Below are 20,957 nucleotides of genomic sequence, written 5' to 3' on the forward strand. Positions count from 1 at the left end.
TTTGGGCGATCCGTTTTCGATGGTATCAGAGACGCCGCCTGTTGCCTGGAATGAAAACGCTGCACGCATCGGCAACCAGCAGTTCTCGCAATCCGCGAGAGCCGCGCAGTAGCTTGCTCGATCTTGGCCCGCTCTGGACCCCGAACGCATCGGCGGACTTGCTTTCAAGCTGAGCCTTCCAAGTCGTGATATGATGGGGTAGATGTCGAACTGCTCGGCAAGATGAGCCAGTGTCCGATCGGCCCTCAGGCCGGCCAGTACTATTCCTTGGGGGGGGCGGTGTGTGATTCCGGCGCGTTCTCCTCATTGGAGCATTCTTGCAGTCGGCCGAACTCCACACCCCCCCTGTAGAATTCCGGGGCTGGTTCCGGGGGCCACCGGCCCGCGCCGAATCGACGCAATTAGGGCTTATGCCGCTTACCATTTTGCCATCAATTTAGGCGAACGCTATACGTCGTAAAACATTGGCGATGCCTCCAACGTTGCAAAAACAAACTGCTGAAGGGAAGTTGGCCGTGCCTCCAATCAAGATGCTGATAATAATCTCTCTAGGTGCTTGCGCAGGGGCTTCTGCGGCTCAATCCTTCAGCCCTGCAAACGTTCTGATCAGAGCCGAGTTTGATGCGCCTGCCAACCATCCAATTGCTTCAGTCGGAGCGGCGGTTGGGAATAGCGAAGCGCGGGCGAAAATATTCAAGGTGCAGCTCCAAGGCCGGGTTGCCGCGACCGGCGTAGGCGGTAAACATCGTTTTTTTTCCGCTGATAGCCCTTGGAATGCCGTGATCGACCCGGCTCAAGTTGCCTACTCTTCGCCCTCGGCGCTCGAAAATAGTCAGTTTTATGACCTGAAACTTGGGAACACGTGGGTCCAACGTGAAAGACTTTATTTCCAGACGCCGAAGGACGCGCCACCCACTAAATGGACATTTGATACGCTGAACAAGACGGCCGTCGGTGGTCGTTTCATGTCGCATGGAAGCTTGGAAACTCCGACGCCGAAAAACTTGCTTCCTACGCATGGCCCCGATGGCTGGGTCGTCTTCACGGACCCAGATGAGATGTATTACTGGGAGGCTTGGCATGCGCGCTTTGATGCTTCAAATCAGAGCTGGCATGCATCGTATCTTGTCCAGGGCAACCTCCAGGGAACAGGCTGGGGACCATCAATTGGTGTAGGGGCGGGGATACGCGCTGCCGGCGCATCTCTTTTGGGGGGGCTCATCACTGCTGACGAGTTGAACAGGCTGCAAATTGACCACGCGATGGCAATCGAACTTGATCCAGCTCAGCTTAAATCGGGGGCAAATCCCCGTGAACAGTTCGTGTTTCCCGCAGTTTCCACTGATGGCGCAAGCGTCAAAAGCTATAAGGGTTCTATTCCAATGGGAGCTCGCTTTGCTCTGCCGCCCGATATAGATCTGGATCATGCAGGTCTCACCCCCGAAGGTCTTGCAGTCGCAAAAGCTTACCAGCGCTATGGTGGGTATGTTGTCGATGCGACCTATCGCACGACATCGATTGCGATGCTTGGCGATTGGACTGATGCTCAGCTATCCAATTTGTCACGCGACGCAAAGTGGATTCGTAGTCACCTTGTCATGATCTCAACCAAGCGCTAGGTGATGGTGCAGAAAGTTAGGCCGCAGACATGAATCTGGTGAAAGGGGCGCTTCTATTATTGATTGCAACCAGAACGACTGACGAGCTTTTTATTGGGCTTGTCGGAAAATCGGGCGATGGTGGAGTGTCTCTTGGAGCCTTGTTCAACCTTTTGGCCCTTGGTCTTGCTGTCGCATCGTTTCCCTACCTCCGCCGAACTTCAATTTTGATACCGGTTATGGTTTGGGTTCCGTACTATGTAGTCCTCTTGGTCGGTTTTACATTTGTCTCAGCCAGCCCGGAAGGGATCAAACTATTTCTTAGCACGTTGACCTTTCCAGCAATATTTCTCGCCAGTTTCTTGCTGCTCCGAACACGAGAGGATGTTGCAGATTTGCTCCTCTGCATCATCCTATCTTCGATCATTCCGTGTCTCATGTTTTTTGTGCAAGTAGCGCTCCACGGGCTGAGCAATCGCTATCTTGTGATGTCGACATTTGCACATCCCAACGAGCTGGCCTTTTATTTGCTGAGTGTGGTTTGCGCGACGCTGTACTACAAGTCGTTCGGTTTGCGACTTGGCGCTTTACATATTGTGCTTAATGTTTACTTGGTTTTATTGGTTTGCATGCTGCTGGGTACGCAGACGCGCTCCGCGTGGCTTGCGATTGCCGCATTCGGCTTGATCTATGCTCTAGTGGTTAATCGCAAACTGTTGCTGATGTTGCCTTTGGTGCCCCTTCTGCTATTGGTCCCCTCAGTTGCGGATCGGATAAATAGCGTCGACAGCACGCAACCCGTTACGCTTGAGGAAATTCAAAGCGGTCAGGTCCAAGCGAATTCCTACGTTTGGCGAGAGTTGGTTTGGGCTCGCGCGCTGATTGACTCGGAGGATGATCGCGTCCTTGGCAAGGGGTTTGGTAATTTTGGCCAAAATGCAAGAAGCTTCTTCTCGGGGGGAGACGAAGCGATCGGCGCGCACAGTGCCTATGTCCAGTCGTTGTATGAGACGGGTTACTTAGGATTATTTTCGTATATATGGACGTACATTGGTTGTGCAGTCGCGATCGTTTTCGCGTTGCGTCGCAGTTTTCATCTTGGAATAATTGCTTTAGGTTTTATCGCAGCCAATCTGATAATAAACTATTCGGACAACCTGCCATATTACCTCGTCGTCAATTGGTACATTTGGGCCTTTATCGGTGCTGATTTAGCCTTGCGGACGAGAATCCTGCCCGCGGCGATCAAGACTGAAAAGCGCTTGCGGGCCCGTGGCGCGCTAAGCACGGCCACTGACTTATCAGGAGTGGGCTCATTATGAGAAGGCAATCCGTCTGAAAGCACGAACGACCTAGCCTAGCAGTGCTGGCAACGCATCGGTCTCATCGCCGTGAAGATAGCTTTCAACGCAGCCGTTACTTGCTGTGAAGACACGATCGACCGTCGTCGCACAACAACGCTCGTATCTGGCGCATCGAAGTGCGTAGGATTCCACGGAAGGCCCGGCCGAAGTTCTCCATCGGATTCCAACAGCGCGACAAAGTAAAATTGCGTGCGAGAGCATGAGCAGAAACTGCTTCAGGTCGACCAACCGCCGGAGCGAGGTGCGATAGCCCCATTCCCACTGTGCGACATCGACGGAGCGAAAAGTTCTTCGGCGAGCGCTGCCGTGAAGATTTGCCGCCGGGCAGCGGAAGCGGCGGATCATCCGCCTCGAAAGCGGATTGGTCCGCACCAGGGACACAGGGAAACGCCTCAGGCGCCCGAACCGAGTTGACCTTGTCGTCTTCGAAGTGCGCTGGCGTATTTTTCCTCCGGTTCAACTCGGCTCAGATCACGGTGCTGCAGATTGGGACGTTGGAGGCTGCACATCTAGCGGAGCAGGTCACTCCGTTGAGCTTGCATCAAGCTCGATCGGGCGTCGCTTCTCAAGAGGCTTGCCTCTCTTCAGGAATTCGCGTTGCTGTTCAACATACCATTCTTGGGCATCAGGCAAAGTGCGCTTAAAGATTCCGAAAGACCGTGGTATGGCGGATAACACGCCCCTCGCTTGAGGGAAATCCAGTCGCCGCGTCATCAGGTCTTTTAGCGTTTCGCCTATCAGCCTCCTTAGCACGTATATCGCGAATAGAGCGCGGTGTCGCAAGGGGGAGTCGCTGTTTGTGTGGACGAAAAAAGCGACATTGGAAACCCCAAGCGATGTTGCCTGCAAGCGAGTTATTCTGCTGCCTTCGACTTCAAAGTGTTTAAGGCGAGCGCCGGCGGCATAAGCGCACAGACCATGCCGACCATAACGGTAGCTGGCGTCGAGGTCTTCAAAAGGACAGTATGCGAGAAGAAAGGGATTGAAAGGCTCGGCACGGGCAACATGAGTCCGAACCACAATGCCATAGCCTGGCAAATGCCTCATCCGCATCAAATCGTAGGTGTTTGATGGCATCGCGCCGTTCGGACGATGACGGCGGTGGTCGTACGGCACAAACATGCGCTCCATGGCCTGCATCAGTATCTCACGCCGAAAGAACCGCCAAAGCCGGTACTTTTCCAGAGAGCTTAGAAGTGAAAGGTTCGCTGTTGTGCCGTCTTTTTTTTGCTCAATATTCGTCTGTTGCTTCGAAGATGAAGTCGCCTCCAGCAACGGCTGCGCCACTGGAGGTAGACTATCGATGTTCTGTAGTCCTAGTCCCACAATTATCTCATCTGGATCATTTTCAAGGATTTCGAGAAATCTTTCAGCGCAGTCGGGAAAAAGAAGAGAGTCGTCATCCAAAAACGCCACTACATCGGCTGAAACAGACCCAAGTCCTTGATTGCGCTGCACGGCAGATGAACGTGCCGCCGCCGGTTCAACAATGAGGTCTACACCGGTTCCTGCAAACATCTCGACCAACTTTGAGCGGTGCCGCTCGACCTCCGGACTAGCGTCTACAATGATAACCTGCTTCGGGAGGCGGGTTTGCACCAAGAGGCATCGAACATTGATTTGGAGAACGTCGAACCGGTTTAGTGTCGGAATGCACACTGACCAGGAAAGCAGATTTGGCGCTCTTTGCGAAAGCGATGGTTTTGCATTCATGTTGTTCAGTAGCCTCAAGAAAAGTTGCTGCCGGCAATCTGATCACGCATGCACCAGACTGAATAACTAAGAAGGCGAAGTTTGCATGAACCGCGAAGACCGCCGACGTTCCGTTGGTGGTCAATCGGATCACCTCAAGTTCCAGTTTGCTAGATGAAGACCACGAGCGCGGCGAGATGGGGAGGCGGTCTTGTTTGCACGGTCGAAGATATGAGAGCATCCAACCGGCGTGGCTGGCCCGATGGTTTGAGGGGCCTTCTGCTCAAAGCGTTTATCCGGACAGGCGGGCAGCGGACGTAACGTGAGTGAGAACAGCTGCGCTAGCGCACGAGCGCAAGCGCCGCCTGCGGTCTTCGGTTGCTTCGCTCTTCTCAGAAGATCGCGCGGGGTATCGTGTCCGGCGAACGGCGGCGGAAATGCAGGATGACGGAAAGCAGTTAGGGGCGCCCCATCTTCCAGCTTGGCAGCACGTGTAAGGCGTGACCCATTACAGAACATCCCAGTCATTCCTCGGCGTCATCGCGGGTTCGTGGCCTCTTGGGTGATTGACACCATGGTAAGAGGAACGCCGCGACATTCATCGTGAGAAAATTCGTATAGGCAGATTAAGGCGGCTAGAGAGATAGCCTGAAAGCTCCAGAAAAGTCGCGTCTTTCGACAAAAAGCACATTGCCGCATACGACGTCACGCCGAGGATCGCTCCACAGGTGAGACGGAGGAGCGTTGGCGAGCCTGAAAGAACAGTTTGATCGACACCAAAAACAAGGGCACCCATCACGAGCGCCATTCCCAGAATTCGGACTAAACTCACAACGACCGTCATCACGGGCAGCGCCACGTAGCGGCCTGCGATGTGCAAATTTAGCCAGCCCGAAATGACAGTCCAGCAAGCATAACCTAGAGCGATACCGACGATTCCGTAAAGAAGACCAGCGCCTACGAGCAGGACGAATATGAGCGACAAGAGAATACTGAGGTAGAATTGATCTTTGGTCTTCCCCAGAGCGGTGAAGATCCATCCTACAGGGAAAACCACCGACTGTATGAGGCCAACGAAGCTTAAAATTTGGAGTACGGGAATAACCTCGCTCCATTTGTCGCCAAGCAGCAACAAGATCAGAGGCTCACACAACGAAGCAACACCAATCATTAACGGAAATGACACTAGCGCGATCATGCGAGTGGCGGAAACGTAGACTGCACGAAAACGATTCGCATCGTTTTGCAAACGCGCAAGTGCCGGGAACATCACCTGCCCCAACACCGCCGAGATATTATTCAGCGGAAGCAGCATAAGGCTGTAGGCCCGCGAGTAGATCCCGAGGTCGTGAGCTCCCAAAAATCTGCCGATCGCTAGTTTATCCGCATTTCTCAACCAGTAGTTCAGTGATGCATGTCCGAGTAGATAAATTCCATACTTCCCTAAACGCATCGCGTCAGCACGATCGAAACGAAGGTTAGGAACCCACCGGGATTGAAACCACAAAAGGCCTGTTGAGATGATTGTGGCGACCAATGCCTGCCACGCAAGCGCCCAGACGCCGTAATCAAGCTTCGCGAGAACAACTGCGAACGCGCCCGAGCCAAAAATTGATGACACGCTCACAACCGCTAGTTGCTTGAAGCGAAAATTCTTTGAGAGCAGTGCGAAATGGGTTTGTCCGAGCGCCTGGAGCAGAAAGATCGGGGCAACGAGTCGAGAGAGAGGCTCCAACGCAGGAGTACCGTAAAACGAGGCAAACAGCGGAGCGCCCATAAAGAAAGCTGCCGAAAGAATAGCTCCGGCAGCAAGCTGAAGCCAAAATACAGTAGAGAACTGAGAGTCACTTGCGTTCTGATCGTAGACAAGTGCCGAGCTCAAGCCGCAGTCGGCCAAGGTCTGCGCAAAGCCAATGAATATAAGCAGCATTCCAACTACCCCAAACTCCTGAGGAGTAAGTAGGCGCGCAAGTGCAATCTGGAAAACAAATTGAAACGCTTGAGTGCCGACGCGGGAAGCCAAGCTCCAAGACAGTCCGCCAAGAACGCTATCTCGTAGGCTCATTTGCACCGTGCATCCCGCGACCAGAAGGAGAAACGCAACGTCTACACCGCGTTGAAAGTAAACGTTTCATTCGCAATATCTACGACTAGCTGCCGTCCATCGCGCAATTCCACTACGTCTATTGCGGAGGAATAAGCGGCATGAACGGGCTTTTCGCTAACCGAAATGGGGTCATAGCCGAGCAGCGCCGGCGTCGGAGGTATAACTCTCCGAACTGCGCAATAAGCCTTGACCCATTCAGCAGGCGCGGATCGATTGTGCGAGGATAGCCAAGCGACCATTGTTTCGCAAAGAATGATTGCTTTGCCATTCCATGCGAAGCCCGCAACAAGACAATGCCAGTAATTCGTTAAGACGACATAGTTGATGCCCGCATAGACTATTTCATCGCAGTAATTGAGCAATTCCTCATCGGCGACCAGACGAGAAGCCCGCGCTTCAAGTGCAAATCGGGTAAGATCGTAAAGGTTTGCGACGTGGTATTCGAAGCTTATTCCGTCGAGTCGGATATCTCTCTCGGTGTAGCCGTCTGTAAATAGGAAGCCGGGCATCCAGCTGCGGACACGCTGTCTCACAGGAAAATAAAATTTTGTAATGGCGTACCGAGTGGCTTTGGAGCGAAAGGAGCGAAAGTTGCGGATCTCAAAGCTCCGAAACAGCACACTTCTGACTAAGGAGTCGAGCTTTTCGAATGTGCTCCAAGCGGATCCAGTGTTGGGTCTCAAGACCGTTCGCAGCGCATCGACACCCGCGGATAGGGCTGACCGGAAGTAATCTTGGTCTCCCGCAGTGAGATCAATCCGGCGCATCACGTGCATCATTGTGAGCAATGTGTCGAGATGGGTATTCAAAACTAAGCAATTTCGATCTGAAGATCCAAATGCATAGTTGTGTGTCAGGCGCCCTGGATGTGAGACATTTACGTCCTTTGACTCCAGAGAGTCGTGCAGAAACCAAAGCCCCTTCTCGAGTTTCTCCGCAAACGATAGGTGACGCTTTAACGCGTCGACAACAATGCTAGGTTCAGCGATCAGATTGTCTTGGATAGCCTCAACCAAAAGCCGTATGGCGGCGGCTGTAAACCGCATATGGACTTCTAATTCCGATCCCGTCCATGCGCCGTGGCGCCAGAACCCACCACACTGGTTCATCCTTTTGATGACGGCGTCAGCTAGAAGCTTCTTCCGAGCCTGGAGACATGAGCCGGTTGAGAGTTCAATGGCCTTCAGTGCGAGATAAATGCTGTAGGCATCCATCTCCATCGGGGTGTTGTTTCTACGGTCGATACAAATCCCATCCTTTAAGCACTGCTCGATGTCATCCGGAAGAACAGTATCAAAGGCAGTGCCAATTACAGTGACATGGCGCGATTGTAGCGCAACTTCTGGCCCGCTCGTTTGGCTGTAGTAACGGTTCAAAGGTGGCGCTCCAGAGGGATTAGGTTTGTTCGACGAGCGGCAACGCCGTACGCATCTTCCAAACTCCGCGTCAGGTCTGCTATGTCAAAGCTTTTTGCTATTTGGGCGACTGACTGGGCTGCGACCTTGCTTGCGAGAGCGTCGTCGCTTAGGAGGGCGGTCAATTTTGTCGCCAGCGTGACGACATCGCGCTCGGGAAATAGCAGCCCAGTGTGTCCCTCTTTGACGGCTTCGCCGACGGCGCCGTTTGCGGATGTAACCACGGGAACGCCGGAAGCTTGCGCCTCCAAAATGGAAATGGGTAGGCCCTCTGCGTCGCCATTGGATGCCGTAACGCTGGGCAGGCAGAAGACACGGGCCAATTCGAGTTGCCGCTTGACTTCAGCGTGGGGCTGCACGCCGAGAAAATCGGCTTCTATGCCCACCTCACGAGCATGGTGCTCAAGATGCTGCCGAAGTGGTCCATCCCCGATGACAATGAGTCGGGCGTCGGGAACGTTCTTTCGAACGTGCACCATCGCGTCGATCAGATAAAGGCAACCTTTCTTTTCGACCAATCTCCCGACGAAAAGAACGCGCGGGGCTCGATCGGCAACGGCCAATGACCCAGGTGTAAACTTCCTCGGGTCGATGCCGATATACTTGACCTCCACTTTGCCTGGGGGGATTCCGGACTCGATAGCCCGATTGCGAATTGCTTCCGACACTGCGACAAAGCTAATTTGAGGCAATTGGGCGAGCTGCAGAAGCCGGCGGGGATAGGATCGAAGATGGGATCCGGCGTTCCCTGCTTCCCACCAGTCCCGATGGACGTTTATGTCAAAACCATGCAACGTTATCAGCAGGGGCAGATTCAAGGCGCGAGCGAGGGGCCAAGCGTCAAGGGCGTCAGTCCCGAAATGGACATGAATAAGGGATGCCCTCTCTTTACGCAGCGCAGCTTTGACATTAGGCGGCACCGTGTCGAACATGCTGCTGGCTCTCCAGAGCAGGCGATTGCTCAAAGTCAACGCGTGAGGTGTGAGACAGCGGACGTTCAGATCGTCCAGCGGTAGTTGGTTCAGCAGCTTGCGTCCGACGAGTACCGGCCGCCAATCTCTGAGGGCCAGCGCTTGATCACGGATAAATGTCTCAGAAGCCGCAAGCAGTTCGTTCCGGTAGATTAGAACGGTCTGGGTTGCGGCACCTGTTTCGTGATTGGGGAGCCGATCCAATTGAGGGCTTTCAACAGAATTTCGAAAGGCTTGCTGACGACGACATATATTAGGTAAGCGGGGAAGAAAAGGGAAACCTTCCAAGACTCTAAGGCGTCTAACTTGCTATGGTTTTAAGCATTAATGACGGCAATTGATTGGCCGCCTTTGAATGACTGGAGATTGTTACAGTCGGCTGATTGTAGGGGATGGTTGAACGGTGCGGTGGCGATCTGGCGTGCGCGGCTCGCTTATCTATTGTCCGGCATCGACTGGTGGCACTCATCGAAGTGGCACTCATCGAAGACTTGGCGGCCGACGTCGGTTGGTTGGCGCTTGGTTCTACATGGTAACGAGGCCTCTGAGCCGCTGCGGGTGCTGCCGCTGCGTCAGAAGGGCCGCGCGGGCGGCGGAGCGCGGCAGCAGCCGGCGCTGTCTGCTCAGCCGACGCGGCAGCCTCCGTCGATGCCTTCGTCGGGACAGCGCACGCCGTTCGGATGTCGCCGCCTCCGTCACCGGCGCTGGCGCGCGAGCCAAGTCGCGCGTCTTGATGGCGTCGGCGCGTATGACGATTTTGCTCGGCAAGAGTAGGTAGCTACAGCTAACCCCAAGAAGCCCTGAAGGAGTGGAAATGGATCGAAGTTTAAAAGCGCCCCATTGCAACTTGCGCGAGTCTTCCCAATTCCGCGCCAGCGGCCGCTTTCGGTCGTTCATGGAGTGCCAACATGCCTGCACCAGGACAAGGTAATCCGAGCCCGTCCCCATCTCCGTCAAGTCCCGGCGCTGGACCGTCCAAGCCACCCGGTGGAAATTTCCCCGGTGGAAATAAGTAGGACGGCACGAATAAGCCGACATCTTTTCGATGAAGCAAAAGCCAGCACCCGCTAGTGCGGGTTTTTTCCAAGATGCTGGCGGACTCAAGCCGCTCACCTAAAGGGAGGAGCAAGCCTGTAACCAAGCCGAACAGAGTCAACCTCCAGACCAAGATCAGAAACACGTGCATTGCCGAAGATCGCTACGTCTGCCATTCTGGTGCAAATCTGGACGATAGTTAGACGTCGCGGAGAGGATAGTGATGCCAGCGTTGAAAGAATTCGTCAAAGATGTCGCAAAGAAATCTGGATACCGGATCAGTGTGCATCGTGACCCATTTGAAGATATCCGCAGTCTAATCGGTGCCGAAAATATTACCGCACTCGATATCGGCGCCAATAAAGGCCAGACTATTACTATGCTTCAGGGTGTATTTAAGAACCCAACCATTCACGCATTTGAGCCAACGCCAAAGTGTTTCGATATCTTGAAAAATACCGTTTCTGGATCGGTCCACCTCAATCAATTCGCGGTCGGGTCCGAGGTCGGCCAACTTGAGTTCCGTGAAGCTGGTCACGACGTAATGAGTTCTCTACTGGAACCTGCAGCAAATGGTTGGAATGGTCGCGGTTGGAAAGATATAAAACAACGCTACATGGTAAATGTAACGACGGTCGATAGCTATTGCGCCGAACATTCGATAAGTCGAGTTGATCTACTAAAGACTGACACCCAGGGCTACGATCTTAACGTTCTAAAGGGGGCAGTTAAAACCCTCGGCATCGTTGGCTTCGTCTACATCGAAATGAACCTCATCGAGATGTACGAGGGTCAGGCCAGCTTCGATGATCTATACAGATTTCTTTCCGATCATAATTTCATGCTGCATGGCGTTTACGAGACTCACGCCGATTGGGTGGACGGCCTTTTCATCAATCGAGCCTTAAAGCAACGCTGAGACGGTCACCCTACTGTTTTCTCGAGTGAACATGAAAATCTCAGGCAAGATCAACCCCATAGAGGGGTTGAGGGCGCTGTCTTTACTTTTGGTTGTAGTTTTTCACATCGTCCCTTCGAGGCTTCCGTCTGGATACCTAGGAGTTGATGCATTCTTCGCCATCAGTGGGTTCGTCATTACTCGTTTGATCTTAATTCGATCGCGAGAACCGGGCTTCCTCAAAGACTTCTACCTCTCCCGCGTAGCGCGCCTCGGGCCAGCCTTGATGGTTACGGTCCTCGCCTCAATGGTAGGATTCCTTTTTCTCTATGGTCAGACAGACTATCGCGCCCTTTCTGCGTCGGCACTGTCGGCCATCTTCTCGGTCTCGAACGTTTGGTTTTGGCTTGATGCAGGCTATTTCAGCGAGTCTTCTCGATTCAAGCCATTGCTTCATACTTGGTCGCTAGGCGTCGAGGAGCAGTTTTACCTAATATGGCCGCTACTGTTGGTGGCCCTGATCAAGTTTCGAAAGAACGTCTTTCTCGTTGCCGTAGCCATTATGCTGTTGGGCTTCGCATGCGCTGTCGTTGTGGCCGCTCGGTCCGACACAGCGGCATTTTATTTGAGCCCGTTTCGTTTCCATCAATTCATGATCGGAGGGCTCTTTGCGGCCATTGCTCGCACCGCTTGGCGTCCAAATAGGTGGATGCAGAGCTTCGTATTTTCTGAACTTCTGCCCGTGACAATGATTATCGGAATCTCCTTGTTCGACTATCAGTTTGGCGCCCAACAGACGAGCTTTCAATTCCTGATATCGATAATCGTGGCGTTTGCTTGCTATTTAGCCGACGTATCTGATGGCGAGCACCGTTATTCCCTACTCGGAAGCAGTCCCGCTGTATCTGTTGGCTCCCACGCATATACGATCTATCTCGTCCATTGGCCCCTAATTACAGCGGTACTAGCGAGAAATCCCACTCCGAATATTTCGATTGAGATCGCTCTTTTGCTCGGATCTATTGCTGCTGGCTATCTGCTCACTGCAATTGTTGAGCGGCCCCTAAGGCTGCACGGGCGCGCTGACACCAAGAGCAACATGAAATTGATGGCAACTGCAGGGTTAGCCACATCGGCCCTTACCGTTGTTTTGCTCTTTGGAACACTGAACATATCGAGGATCGTTTTTCCTAACTCGGCAGACGTTGAAGCAATGCGTGATGGCCTTGATCATGAGCTACAAAAACTGAGGTGTCACTTCCAGCCTGCGACCAATCTACGACAAAGTGACCTGAGAGGTTGCATAAACCCCCAAAAAATCAACATCGTAATTATAGGGGATAGTCTGTCGCCTGCCGTAGCGGCAGCACTTACCCATGACGACGATGCAAATCTATCACTCCTTGAGATAGACGGATGCCCTCCGCATTTTGGACCGAACGCCAGACTTGAAAAACTCCCCGCTTGTTACGGCTCGCCTTGGGAGGAAGTCGCGTCCATAGTCGAGCGCCTCGAGTTCGTTGATGGCCTTATTGTCGCGGGAAATTGGACTACTCCACTTTTGGAAATCGGCGATCTGAAAGAAGCTCTTGATCGTTTCAAGGAAAAGCGTTTTGCTGTCGCATTCGTTGGAGTTTCCCCTGTATTTTCGGACTCGGTACCACGCCTTTACGAAACGAACCAGTTATCCGCTGACGGCGACCTGAGACCATTCTTGCCGTCGCGCTCCTGGGGCGCTGATCAGTTCGAGCGTGAAGCCTTCCTCAAAGCGTCAGCTCCATCAACCGTTGAATTAGTGTCTGTCCTGCATGAACTCTGCGGTGCCACATGCACGGCCTTTAGAAATGGAGAGCTGAAGTATCGCGACAGAAGTCATCTTACGCTCGCGGGCGCGCACTCTATTGCCGAACGACACCTGCTTGATAGCTTCTTGCAACGGAGCCGCAATGCTTTTCAAAAACGCGAGCAAAAGTGACCGAAATTCCAACGATCGTCTCTTCCGACTTGATGTCCGTGGGTGTTCGACTTCAACGTGCTTCATTGGCGCAAGCAGATGCCGAGGTGCAGCTGTACGCCTTACATCATATCACTTACGGCGAGGATCTCCGCGGGCTGGGAATGCGCGCAGGGCTTGAGAAGCCGCGGCCCATGTCGGTATGGTTTTGGCAAGCCACACCCGCACATTGCCCTGTATGGCAGTCATCGGCATTCGAGCCTGTCGGTGCCAAAGCTTCCGGGTCAACTGATGCATCCACCCGAATGCGTCGCTGGTTGCCAAGATCGATCTCGATCAGTCGCCGCAACGCCATTGCGACGCAACTTCCGTTACCTTCGTCCCCAGCGCCGCCGTCCGCTCAACGATCCGCACCTTGTCATCCTGCGATAAGTGCCGCCGCTCCAACCCGCCCAAAACCTTGACCCGCACGGCCTTCGCAAGAATACGTTCTTGCCACTTTCACGCCCTGCTTATCCCTTATCAGTAGCTCGTCAGGGAGCATCGATCATGGAAAATGCGCGTGCGGCCTCGCCAACCCCAGACCAAGTTAAAGCATATTATGATGCTTTTTCTACCGATCGCATGCTCGGATACCGCGTGTATGGCAACTTGCGAATTGAGAAGGCGATCGAGTTCTTCTGCTCTTCAATCGAACCGAACGACAGCGTCCTCGACGTTGGCTGCGGTATCGGCATTGCGACAGAAGCTATGGCTTCATGCACCCAGGGTTCCGTCGTTGGCGTTGACATCAGCGATCAGAATATATGGTACGCCACACAGTCTGTTTCGATGTCAAATCTCCGTTTTGTGTCAGCCGACGTCCTTGATGAAGCCGTCAAGCTTCCGTTGGATGCTCCTCCGTTCATAATCACCCTTTGCGACGTAATTGAGCACATACCTGAAAGCCAGAGGACCGCGCTCTTCCGAAGGCTTTCCGCTCTTGGAGGCCCCTCCTTAAAAGTGATGCTGACATTTCCGACGGCTTTCAATTTGGAGTACCAATCGCAAGAGGAACCCTCAGAGCTACAAATTATTGACAATCAGATCCCCCCGCAAACGCTCGCTCAAGAGGCCGCGCTTGCTGGATTAAGCATGACATATTTTAGAATGATCCCTGTATGGCGAGAAGTGGAGTACGCCCACTGCATTTTCGAGAGAAATGAAAGCCTGAAATCCAGAGTCCGAACGGCAGTGCGCTTTCCGCGGTCTCTTCGACAGAAACTCGAAGGTCGGCTCGTCGACCCCTTCGTTCGACGGTCCCGCCGTCGGAAATATATCGATGGCATCTTCGGAAGACGGTAAACCTCGCAAACTGGGCTGCGCGACATGCCGTGGTTAGCCCCAAAAACATCACGGGGTTAAACAACGCAACCGAGCACGCCTGCGAGCTGTTGCGATTGGAAGAAAGAACTGGATCTGCCGGCCCGGACGCTGGCGGTGATCGTGCCGCCGCCGTCCATACGTTAATCGAGACTCTGACTTGCGGACGTGCTGGCGCTGCTCCCCGAATATCCTGCCAACAAGGCAACAAGGCTGCGGACCTGCTGGCGTTAGTTGGAGGCGGCCAGCGGCAAGGGGCTGCCGCCGCAGCTCGATCCTCGCAAAAAGATCGCGCCTAGCTCGGGTATTGACCGGATGCGTGCCGTAAATCTGCGGCTTCGTCTTCTGAACCAATGGACCTGAGCAAGCACACGCGGCCAGTCCCTGTCGCTGTTCTCCTGGTGACAGATTTTGCGGCCGAGCGATGCCGCCGTGTCGGTTCCTTGCCCGCAGAGCGCCGATCTGGTCGAGGAGACCTCATGCATGGGGTCGGCCCCGACTGCGATCGCGGCCGCTCGGAAGCCCTGGAAAGTGGCTGACCATCGGCATCAAACCGACGTCGAGACCTTCGCCCGCCCAGCAAATACGCCCGAAATGATCTTCGAACGGAGCGATAACGCCGGGCCTTCTATCGTGTGCCACGATGCTGCGCTAACAGCGATGGTTATCGGAGTCGCAATGGCAATGATGCCCAACGGGGATATACCCTTGAAAAACTGTGCAACGAGCTGCTCGATCGGAAAAGCGTAGATGTACATGCCATAGGAATAGTCACCCAGATTGTTGAACGGATGAAGTACCTGCAAGGATCGAAAGCCTATGTAGAACGTGCAAAACCCGGCTGAAAACAGCAACATCTCAAGATAGAATGGCGAATTGGCCGCATATACTGTGGAGAGCACGAGCACAATGCAGATCGCAAAATTCAAAGGAAGACGATCCCGGTAGACATAGAACAGCATTCCGATGACGAAGGCCGGCGTTAAGTCCAGGAGGTGACGCAGGAAATTGATGGCGCCCTGACTTACCCAGGCTGGAAACAATCCAGAAAGCAGCATCAATTTTGCAGCAATATACAAAGCCAAGTAGATCACAAAAAAGCCAGCACGTGCCGCTCTGTTTTGTAGAACGCCTAGCCAAGCAAGTGCCGAAACCATCACGTAGCACAGCACTTCATAAAAGAGTGTCCACAGCGATCCGTTGACCAGTTGTGGGAAAGGGTTGCTGTCAAAGACACCGGGTAGCTCATATTGAATCCACAGGAGCGACAATCCAGCCGGCACGTAGGAATAGGTTCCGGGACTGGAAAAATATTCAGCAAGGCTCAGTTTAGAGACACACACACCAAGCAACGCGGTAAGTGACAGCGAGACAAACAGTCCGGGATAGATTCTTAGAATGCGCGCCGTCCAGAAATCGAATGGGCCCTTGCTCCTGAGCGCGCTCTGGGTGATGAAATAGCCGGAGACAATGAAGAAAAGGATGACCGCAAAATGTCCCAGAGTTAATTGAAGTGTATCCTCGAGCGGCTGGATGGCGCGCGCGCCCCACGCGATCGGATAGGCATGTGAGACGAGGACCGCCAGTGCTGCCACGGCACGTATCAAGTTGAAATTATTATCCCGATGCATCCGACTACAGCTTCCGGTTCTCGCATTGCCAATTTGGGCGTTAGCCTTCGGCGAACGAATTCAAAACCTGCCTCATCTTCGGGGCGACGGCCTTGAATGTCGATGAATTCTCGACGCTGGTCCTCGCAGCGTTTCCAAGCCTCAGGCGAAGATCTTCGTCGTTCCAGAGCTTTGCAATTGCACTCCGCAGGCCCTCAACGTCACCGGGCTCGACCAGCATGCCAGTCTTACCGTCTTCAATATAATCGACGGTCCCAGGTGCTCGCGTCACGATGACGGGCCGCCCGAACATCATGGTCTCCAGAAAGCTGACTTGGCCCGAGGCGGCCTCGACGTCCTTGAGCGAGATCACGATCAAATCAGCGGCGCGGCTCAATTTGTGGCATTCCTCGAGCGGCAGGCCGCTCTTATGCTCAACGAAAGCCGGCAGATCCAGGTTCTGCATCGCTTTGGGGCCAGCAATGATTATGGTTCGGTAGCCCAGGGGGGTGAGGGCTTTTACCAAGCCGTCGTAGTCGCGGTTGGCCGTCCCCAGCGCCAGCACGAAACGATCCGCGGCCTGGCTGACGGCCGGCAGAGGCTTCATCGCCACCGAGAGCGGAACGTAGATGAATTTGTCCCGTGGAAGCCGAAGCCACTTCGAGTAGATCTCGATTTCAGCGGTCGAGTGCACGACAAAGATGTCAATGGCCTTCGAGGCGAAACGGGCAAGCACGCCTTTGACCCCGCCATAGGTCGACCCAAGATTGAAGCACCAAGCCACGATCGGCACGTTCGAGAACGTGACGCGCTTGATCAGGGCGAGGCAAATCGGCAGTTGAGGAAAGCTGGTGAGGTAGCCGATCGGGGCATCGGAACCCGATGGCTTCTTGAACCAGGCGCGGATGGCGTGCCGCGCATAATCGATCCACTCCCGCAAGCCGGACAGGCGGCGGGAGCGATCGTGATCGTAGTCCGACGGTATGACCTCAAAGGTCAGGTTTGGGTCGCGGATATGGGCGGGTATCCAGCCAACCTCCGTGCCGGGACTAAATGGTGTCAGAACTTTCCAATGCATTGTCGGCTCAGGCTGGAATTGATGGGGCGAAAACGAAGAATTGTGCTCCATGGAGAAGCGTTCCTGGATTTACGAAAAGTAGTCCTCTTTCGGCCATGCACAAACGCGCAACAGGTACTGTCCGTAAGCGCTCTTGGCGATCGGCTCGGCGAGGCGTTCGAGCTGATTGACCGCGATCCAACCCGCGCGATACGCGATCTCCTCGGGACAGCAGATCTTGTAGCCCTGTCGCTTTTCCAGCACGCGCACGAACTCGGCGGCTTCCAGCATGTTGTCGGGCGTGCCGGTATCGAGCCAGGCGAAGCCGCGCCCCATCCGTTCTACGCGCAGCCGCTTCCGTTCCAGGTAGGCGCGGTTGACGTCGGTGATTTCCAACTCACCGCGTTTCGATGGCTTCAGATTGGCCGCGATGTCAACGACTTCGCGATCGTAGAAATAGAGCCCGGTGACCGCCCAGTTCGATCGCGGCTCGCGGGGTTTCTCCTCGATCGACACGGCGACGTTCCGCTGGTCAAATTCCACCACGCCGTAGGCCTGGGGATCGCTGACGTGATAGGCGAATATAGTCGCACCATCGACTTGCTGGCTGGCCCGTCGCAGCACCGGAACAAGGTCGTGGCCATAGAAAAGATTGTCGCCCAGGACGAGCGCGGATGATTGACCGGCGACGAAGTCGGCACCGATGATGTAGGCCTGCGCAAGGCCGTCCGGGCTCGGCTGTTCAGCATAGCTGAACGACATCCCCCATTTTGCGCCATCGCCCAGAAGCTGCCGGAATCTGGGCAGGTCGCTCGGCGTGGAGATGATCAAAACATCACGAATTCCGGCCAGCATCAGGACCGACAGCGGGTAATAAATCAACGGCTTGTCGTAGATCGGCAATAGTTGCTTCGACGCCGAGATGGTCATCGGATGCAGGCGCGTGCCGCTGCCGCCCGCCAGAATGATACCCTTGGTAATCGAAGTCATCTCATGCCCCTTTCGTGACTGCTCGATCGCGACACGCTAATTCTTCTGACCTGATGCCGCAGCGAGGGCCGCGGTCAGCTTGGTTACGTCGCCCCAGACCGCTGGCGAATCGTACGGACGCATCGGAAACTTGCCCCATTGCAGCTCGATGTCGAGGTTGTTGTCGGAAACGAACTTCGTGACCCGTGTTCTTAGCGACGTCGGCGTGCCCGAGCAGCAGTTGATCACCCCCGTAACCTCCGTCTGCGACGACACCTTGGCGATCTGTGCCGCGAGCTCCTCCACGTCGATGAAATCGCAAAGCAACTCGCCGCTATTGAGCGGGAACGTCCTCTGGCCTTCTTCGGCTGTCTTCAGGAGCTTTGCAAAGATCGAATTGTTCCGATGGTCGTCGCCGGTGATGTAGTAGCACCGCAGCCACTGACTCACGGCGCCATGTTGGGTGCAGAGCCAGTCCTGGAGCTGGCGCAGGTAGTTCTTGGCGATGCCATAGGGATGACGCGGAGACGCTGGCGTCGCCTCATTCACTGCCCCGACGTGAAAGCCGATCTCATGGACTGTGCCGGCGGTGACAAGATGCTTCAAGCCACCGCGGAGCATTGTTTCCATGAACCGATAATGCTTGTCGACATTCGCGAAGTGGGCCGGATTTGCGTGATCAAAGCCGAATTCCCAAGCCAGATGAATGCAGACGTCTGGGCTCCCAAGTCTGCGGTACAGGTCGGGATCGCTATCGAAGATGTCGGTTGCGAGGTGGTCCGATGTGCCGCTGTCGGAGGGATACCGCTCCACCGAGACGACATGATGACCTGCCTTCCGCAACGCCGGCACGACGTGTGATCCGACATATCCACCACCGCCCGTGACTGCGATCTTCATTCCGTATCTGTCCCTTGTAATTCGGACCGCACTTCAGTCGAAATAGGTTGGCAGCGCTTTCAGCTGCGGCCAGCGGGTATCCTTCTCCGCGAGCAGGGACTTTTCTCGCGGCACCTGCCAATCGATCGCGAGATCCGGATCATCCCAAGCGAGCCCGCGCTCGTCCTTTGGAGACCAATAAGCGGTTACCTTGTAGAGAACAACCGTGTCGGGTTCCAGCGTGCAGTAGCCGTGGGCAAAGCCGGCAGGAACCAGCAGCTGCTTGCCGTTCTCGGCCGAAAGCAGCTCGGAGACCCACTTTCCGTAAGTGGGCGAGGAACGCCGCAGGTCGACTGCGACGTCAACGACGCTTCCTTGTAACACCCGAAGCAGCTTGTCTTGTGCAGTCGGGGGAGCTTGGAAGTGGAGGCCGCGGATGGTGCCTGCCTCCTTTGAGAAGGCCTGATTGTCCTGAATGAAATTCAGCGTGACGCCGTGCTCGAAAAACCGTTGCTGTTTGTACGTCTCGCTGAAAGTCCCGCGGGCATCGCCGAATGATTTAGGCGTTATGACCTTGACGGCTTCGATCGCGGTAGGAACGACGCTGAGCATGACAAATCCTGGACGCTAGAGACCTAGACTGCGAGCCCAAGTCGCTCGCCTCGATAGGTACCTGTCCTAACGCGTTCCCACCATGTCTTATTATCGAGATACCATTGCACAGTTTGGCGCAACCCGCTTTCAAAGCTGTGCTTTGGTTTCCAGCCCAGCTCTCGCGCTATCTTCGTAGCGTCGATGGCATAGCGTGCGTCGTGGCCGGGGCGGTCAGCCACAAATGTGATCAGATGTTCACGAGGGCCTATCGCCGGATTGGGGGCGAGTTCATCGACCAATGCGCAGATCGCCCTGACAACGGCGATATTTGTGGCCTCATTGTGGCCACCAATGTTGTAGCACTGTCCCGTGACGCCTTTGTGAGCGACGAGCAGGAGCGCTTCTGCGTGGTCATCCACATGGAGCCAATCGCGGATATTCTCGCCCTTGCCGTAGACCGGAAGCGGCTTGCCCTCGAGCGCATTGATGATCGTCAGCGGAATCAGCTTTTCGGGAAAGTGGTAGGGGCCGTAATTGTTGGAGCAGTTCGTGATGACGACAGGCAGCCCGTAAGTATGGTGCCACGCGCGGACAAGGTGATCTGATGCGGCCTTGGACGCGGAATAGGGAGAGTTAGGTTGGTAGGCCGTCTCTTCGCTGAAATAGCCGGTCGAGCCCAACGACCCGAAAACCTCGTCGGTTGAGATGTGATGGAAACGAAAGAGGTCCCTTCCTTGCGGCTTCAGCTTCCGCCAATACTCCAAGGCAGCCTGGAGCAGCGCAAAGGTGCCGACGACGTTGGTTTGGATGAATTCGCCGGGCCCGTCGATTGAGCGGTCGACGTGACTTTCGGCGGCAAGATGCATGACGACGTCGGGCGCGAACGCCGCCATAATTCGTCGCATGGCTGTCGCATCGGCGATGTCGGCTTGCTCGAAGCGGTAGCGCGGATTCGCGGAGACCGGCCGAAGTGAATCCAGATTGCCCGCGTAGGTCAGCTTGTCGACGACCTGGACTTCATTCGACGTAGTCTCGATGAGGTGGCGCACAACGGCCGAGCCGATGAAGCCCGCACCGCCGGTCACGAGAAACCTCTTCGGAGCGCATTGCGAATCCAACATCAAGTCCTTAGCCACGAACGGTTCCATTCTCGGTTTCAGCAGATAGTCAGCGAGATGACTAAAGTCTTTGCGGGCGCCTCTGTGGCGAACGCCCAAGAATTCTTCATTGTGCTCAAAATTCGGACTGAAACTCAAAGATGAAAATAGACTAATGGACTAGAAGTAAAGTCTATTGTCTTCGTAAAATCCGAGCAAGTCATTTTTCCCGGCATAGCTAACATGACAAAATCCCGGAGATTTTCGCGATTTCGAGCTCAACAGTGCGGCGGTCGCAAGCTGCTGCTTGGGTTGCTGCCGCTACCGGGCATTCTTGCAAAGTCGATCTCCACAA

15 protein-coding genes are annotated in these 20,957 nt (G+C 54.6%); 5 read left to right on the forward strand and 10 right to left on the reverse strand.

All coding sequences use genetic code 11. The annotated features are described in order from the left end of the window. Positions 1-515 precede the first annotated feature (515 nt). The gene (locus UP06_RS39350; protein ID WP_156163388.1) at positions 516-1,619 is read left to right on the forward strand and encodes a hypothetical protein; all 1,104 of its coding nucleotides are present in this window, start codon (positions 516-518) and stop codon (positions 1,617-1,619) included. A gap of 29 nt (positions 1,620-1,648) precedes the next feature. Next, positions 1,649-2,920 carry an O-antigen ligase family protein gene (locus UP06_RS32695; RefSeq protein WP_082081785.1) on the forward strand — a complete coding sequence of 424 codons (1,272 nt, stop codon included), beginning with the start codon at positions 1,649-1,651 and terminating at the stop codon, positions 2,918-2,920. A 564-nt stretch (positions 2,921-3,484) separates the two neighbouring features. Here the strand turns inward: UP06_RS32695 and UP06_RS32700 are convergent. The 4 genes from UP06_RS32700 to UP06_RS39475 form a co-directional block, all read right to left on the reverse strand. Continuing rightward, positions 3,485-4,675 (reverse strand): glycosyltransferase family 2 protein, encoded by a 1,191-nt coding sequence (locus UP06_RS32700; RefSeq protein ID WP_082081787.1) that lies wholly within the window; start codon positions 4,673-4,675, stop codon positions 3,485-3,487. Between the two features lie 577 nt (positions 4,676-5,252). Next, positions 5,253-6,719: an MOP flippase family protein gene (locus tag UP06_RS32705; protein ID WP_082081788.1), complete on the reverse strand. Its 1,467-nt coding sequence runs from the start codon at positions 6,717-6,719 to the stop codon at positions 5,253-5,255. A gap of 41 nt (positions 6,720-6,760) precedes the next feature. Then, a complete protein-coding gene (locus UP06_RS32710) occupies positions 6,761-8,137 on the reverse strand; it encodes a hypothetical protein (RefSeq protein ID WP_156163389.1) in 1,377 nt (458 codons plus the stop codon). Further along, entirely contained in the window at positions 8,134-9,351 is a 1,218-nt protein-coding gene (locus UP06_RS39475) for a glycosyltransferase (protein WP_045007835.1), read from the reverse strand. The genes UP06_RS32710 and UP06_RS39475 overlap by 4 nt, the downstream gene beginning before the upstream one ends. 1,054 nt (positions 9,352-10,405) lie before the next feature. On the opposite strand from UP06_RS39475, the gene UP06_RS32725 reads away from it, so the two are divergent. The 3 genes from UP06_RS32725 (at position 10,406) to UP06_RS32735 (ending at position 14,378) form a co-directional block, all read left to right on the forward strand. Then, entirely contained in the window at positions 10,406-11,101 is a 696-nt protein-coding gene (locus tag UP06_RS32725) for an FkbM family methyltransferase (protein ID WP_050032370.1), read from the forward strand. A gap of 31 nt (positions 11,102-11,132) precedes the next feature. Continuing rightward, complete coding sequence (locus UP06_RS32730) at positions 11,133-13,055, forward strand: acyltransferase family protein (protein ID WP_156163390.1); 1,923 nt, start codon at positions 11,133-11,135, stop codon at positions 13,053-13,055. Positions 13,056-13,583: 528 nt separating this feature from the next. Further along, entirely contained in the window at positions 13,584-14,378 is a 795-nt protein-coding gene (locus tag UP06_RS32735; RefSeq protein ID WP_082081789.1) for a class I SAM-dependent methyltransferase, read from the forward strand. Positions 14,379-14,944: 566 nt separating this feature from the next. On the opposite strand, the gene UP06_RS32740 is transcribed toward UP06_RS32735, so the two are convergent. From UP06_RS32740 to rfbB, 6 genes are read right to left on the reverse strand one after another with little or no spacing between them, the layout of a single operon-like run. Further along, the gene (locus UP06_RS32740; protein WP_045007839.1) at positions 14,945-16,027 is read right to left on the reverse strand and encodes an acyltransferase family protein; all 1,083 of its coding nucleotides are present in this window, start codon (positions 16,025-16,027) and stop codon (positions 14,945-14,947) included. Between the two features lie 40 nt (positions 16,028-16,067). Continuing rightward, on the reverse strand, positions 16,068-17,135 hold the full coding sequence (locus UP06_RS32745) for a glycosyltransferase (protein WP_082081791.1): 1,068 nt from the start codon (positions 17,133-17,135) through the stop codon (positions 16,068-16,070). 18 nt (positions 17,136-17,153) lie between these two features. Further along, the gene (gene rfbA, locus UP06_RS32750) at positions 17,154-18,053 is read right to left on the reverse strand and encodes a glucose-1-phosphate thymidylyltransferase RfbA (RefSeq protein ID WP_045007841.1); all 900 of its coding nucleotides are present in this window, start codon (positions 18,051-18,053) and stop codon (positions 17,154-17,156) included. Between the two features lie 36 nt (positions 18,054-18,089). After that, positions 18,090-18,932, reverse strand: coding sequence for an NAD-dependent epimerase/dehydratase family protein (locus UP06_RS32755; RefSeq protein WP_045007842.1), 843 nt, complete (start codon positions 18,930-18,932; stop codon positions 18,090-18,092). A gap of 33 nt (positions 18,933-18,965) precedes the next feature. Next, a complete protein-coding gene (gene rfbC, locus UP06_RS32760; RefSeq protein ID WP_045007843.1) occupies positions 18,966-19,523 on the reverse strand; it encodes a dTDP-4-dehydrorhamnose 3,5-epimerase in 558 nt (185 codons plus the stop codon). A gap of 23 nt (positions 19,524-19,546) precedes the next feature. After that, a complete protein-coding gene (gene rfbB / locus UP06_RS32765) occupies positions 19,547-20,653 on the reverse strand; it encodes a dTDP-glucose 4,6-dehydratase (RefSeq protein ID WP_245305610.1) in 1,107 nt (368 codons plus the stop codon). Positions 20,654-20,957: the final 304 nt, after the last annotated feature.

The organism is Bradyrhizobium sp. LTSP857, from assembly GCF_000938285.1.
In the GTDB taxonomy this organism is placed as follows: domain Bacteria; phylum Pseudomonadota; class Alphaproteobacteria; order Rhizobiales; family Xanthobacteraceae; genus Bradyrhizobium.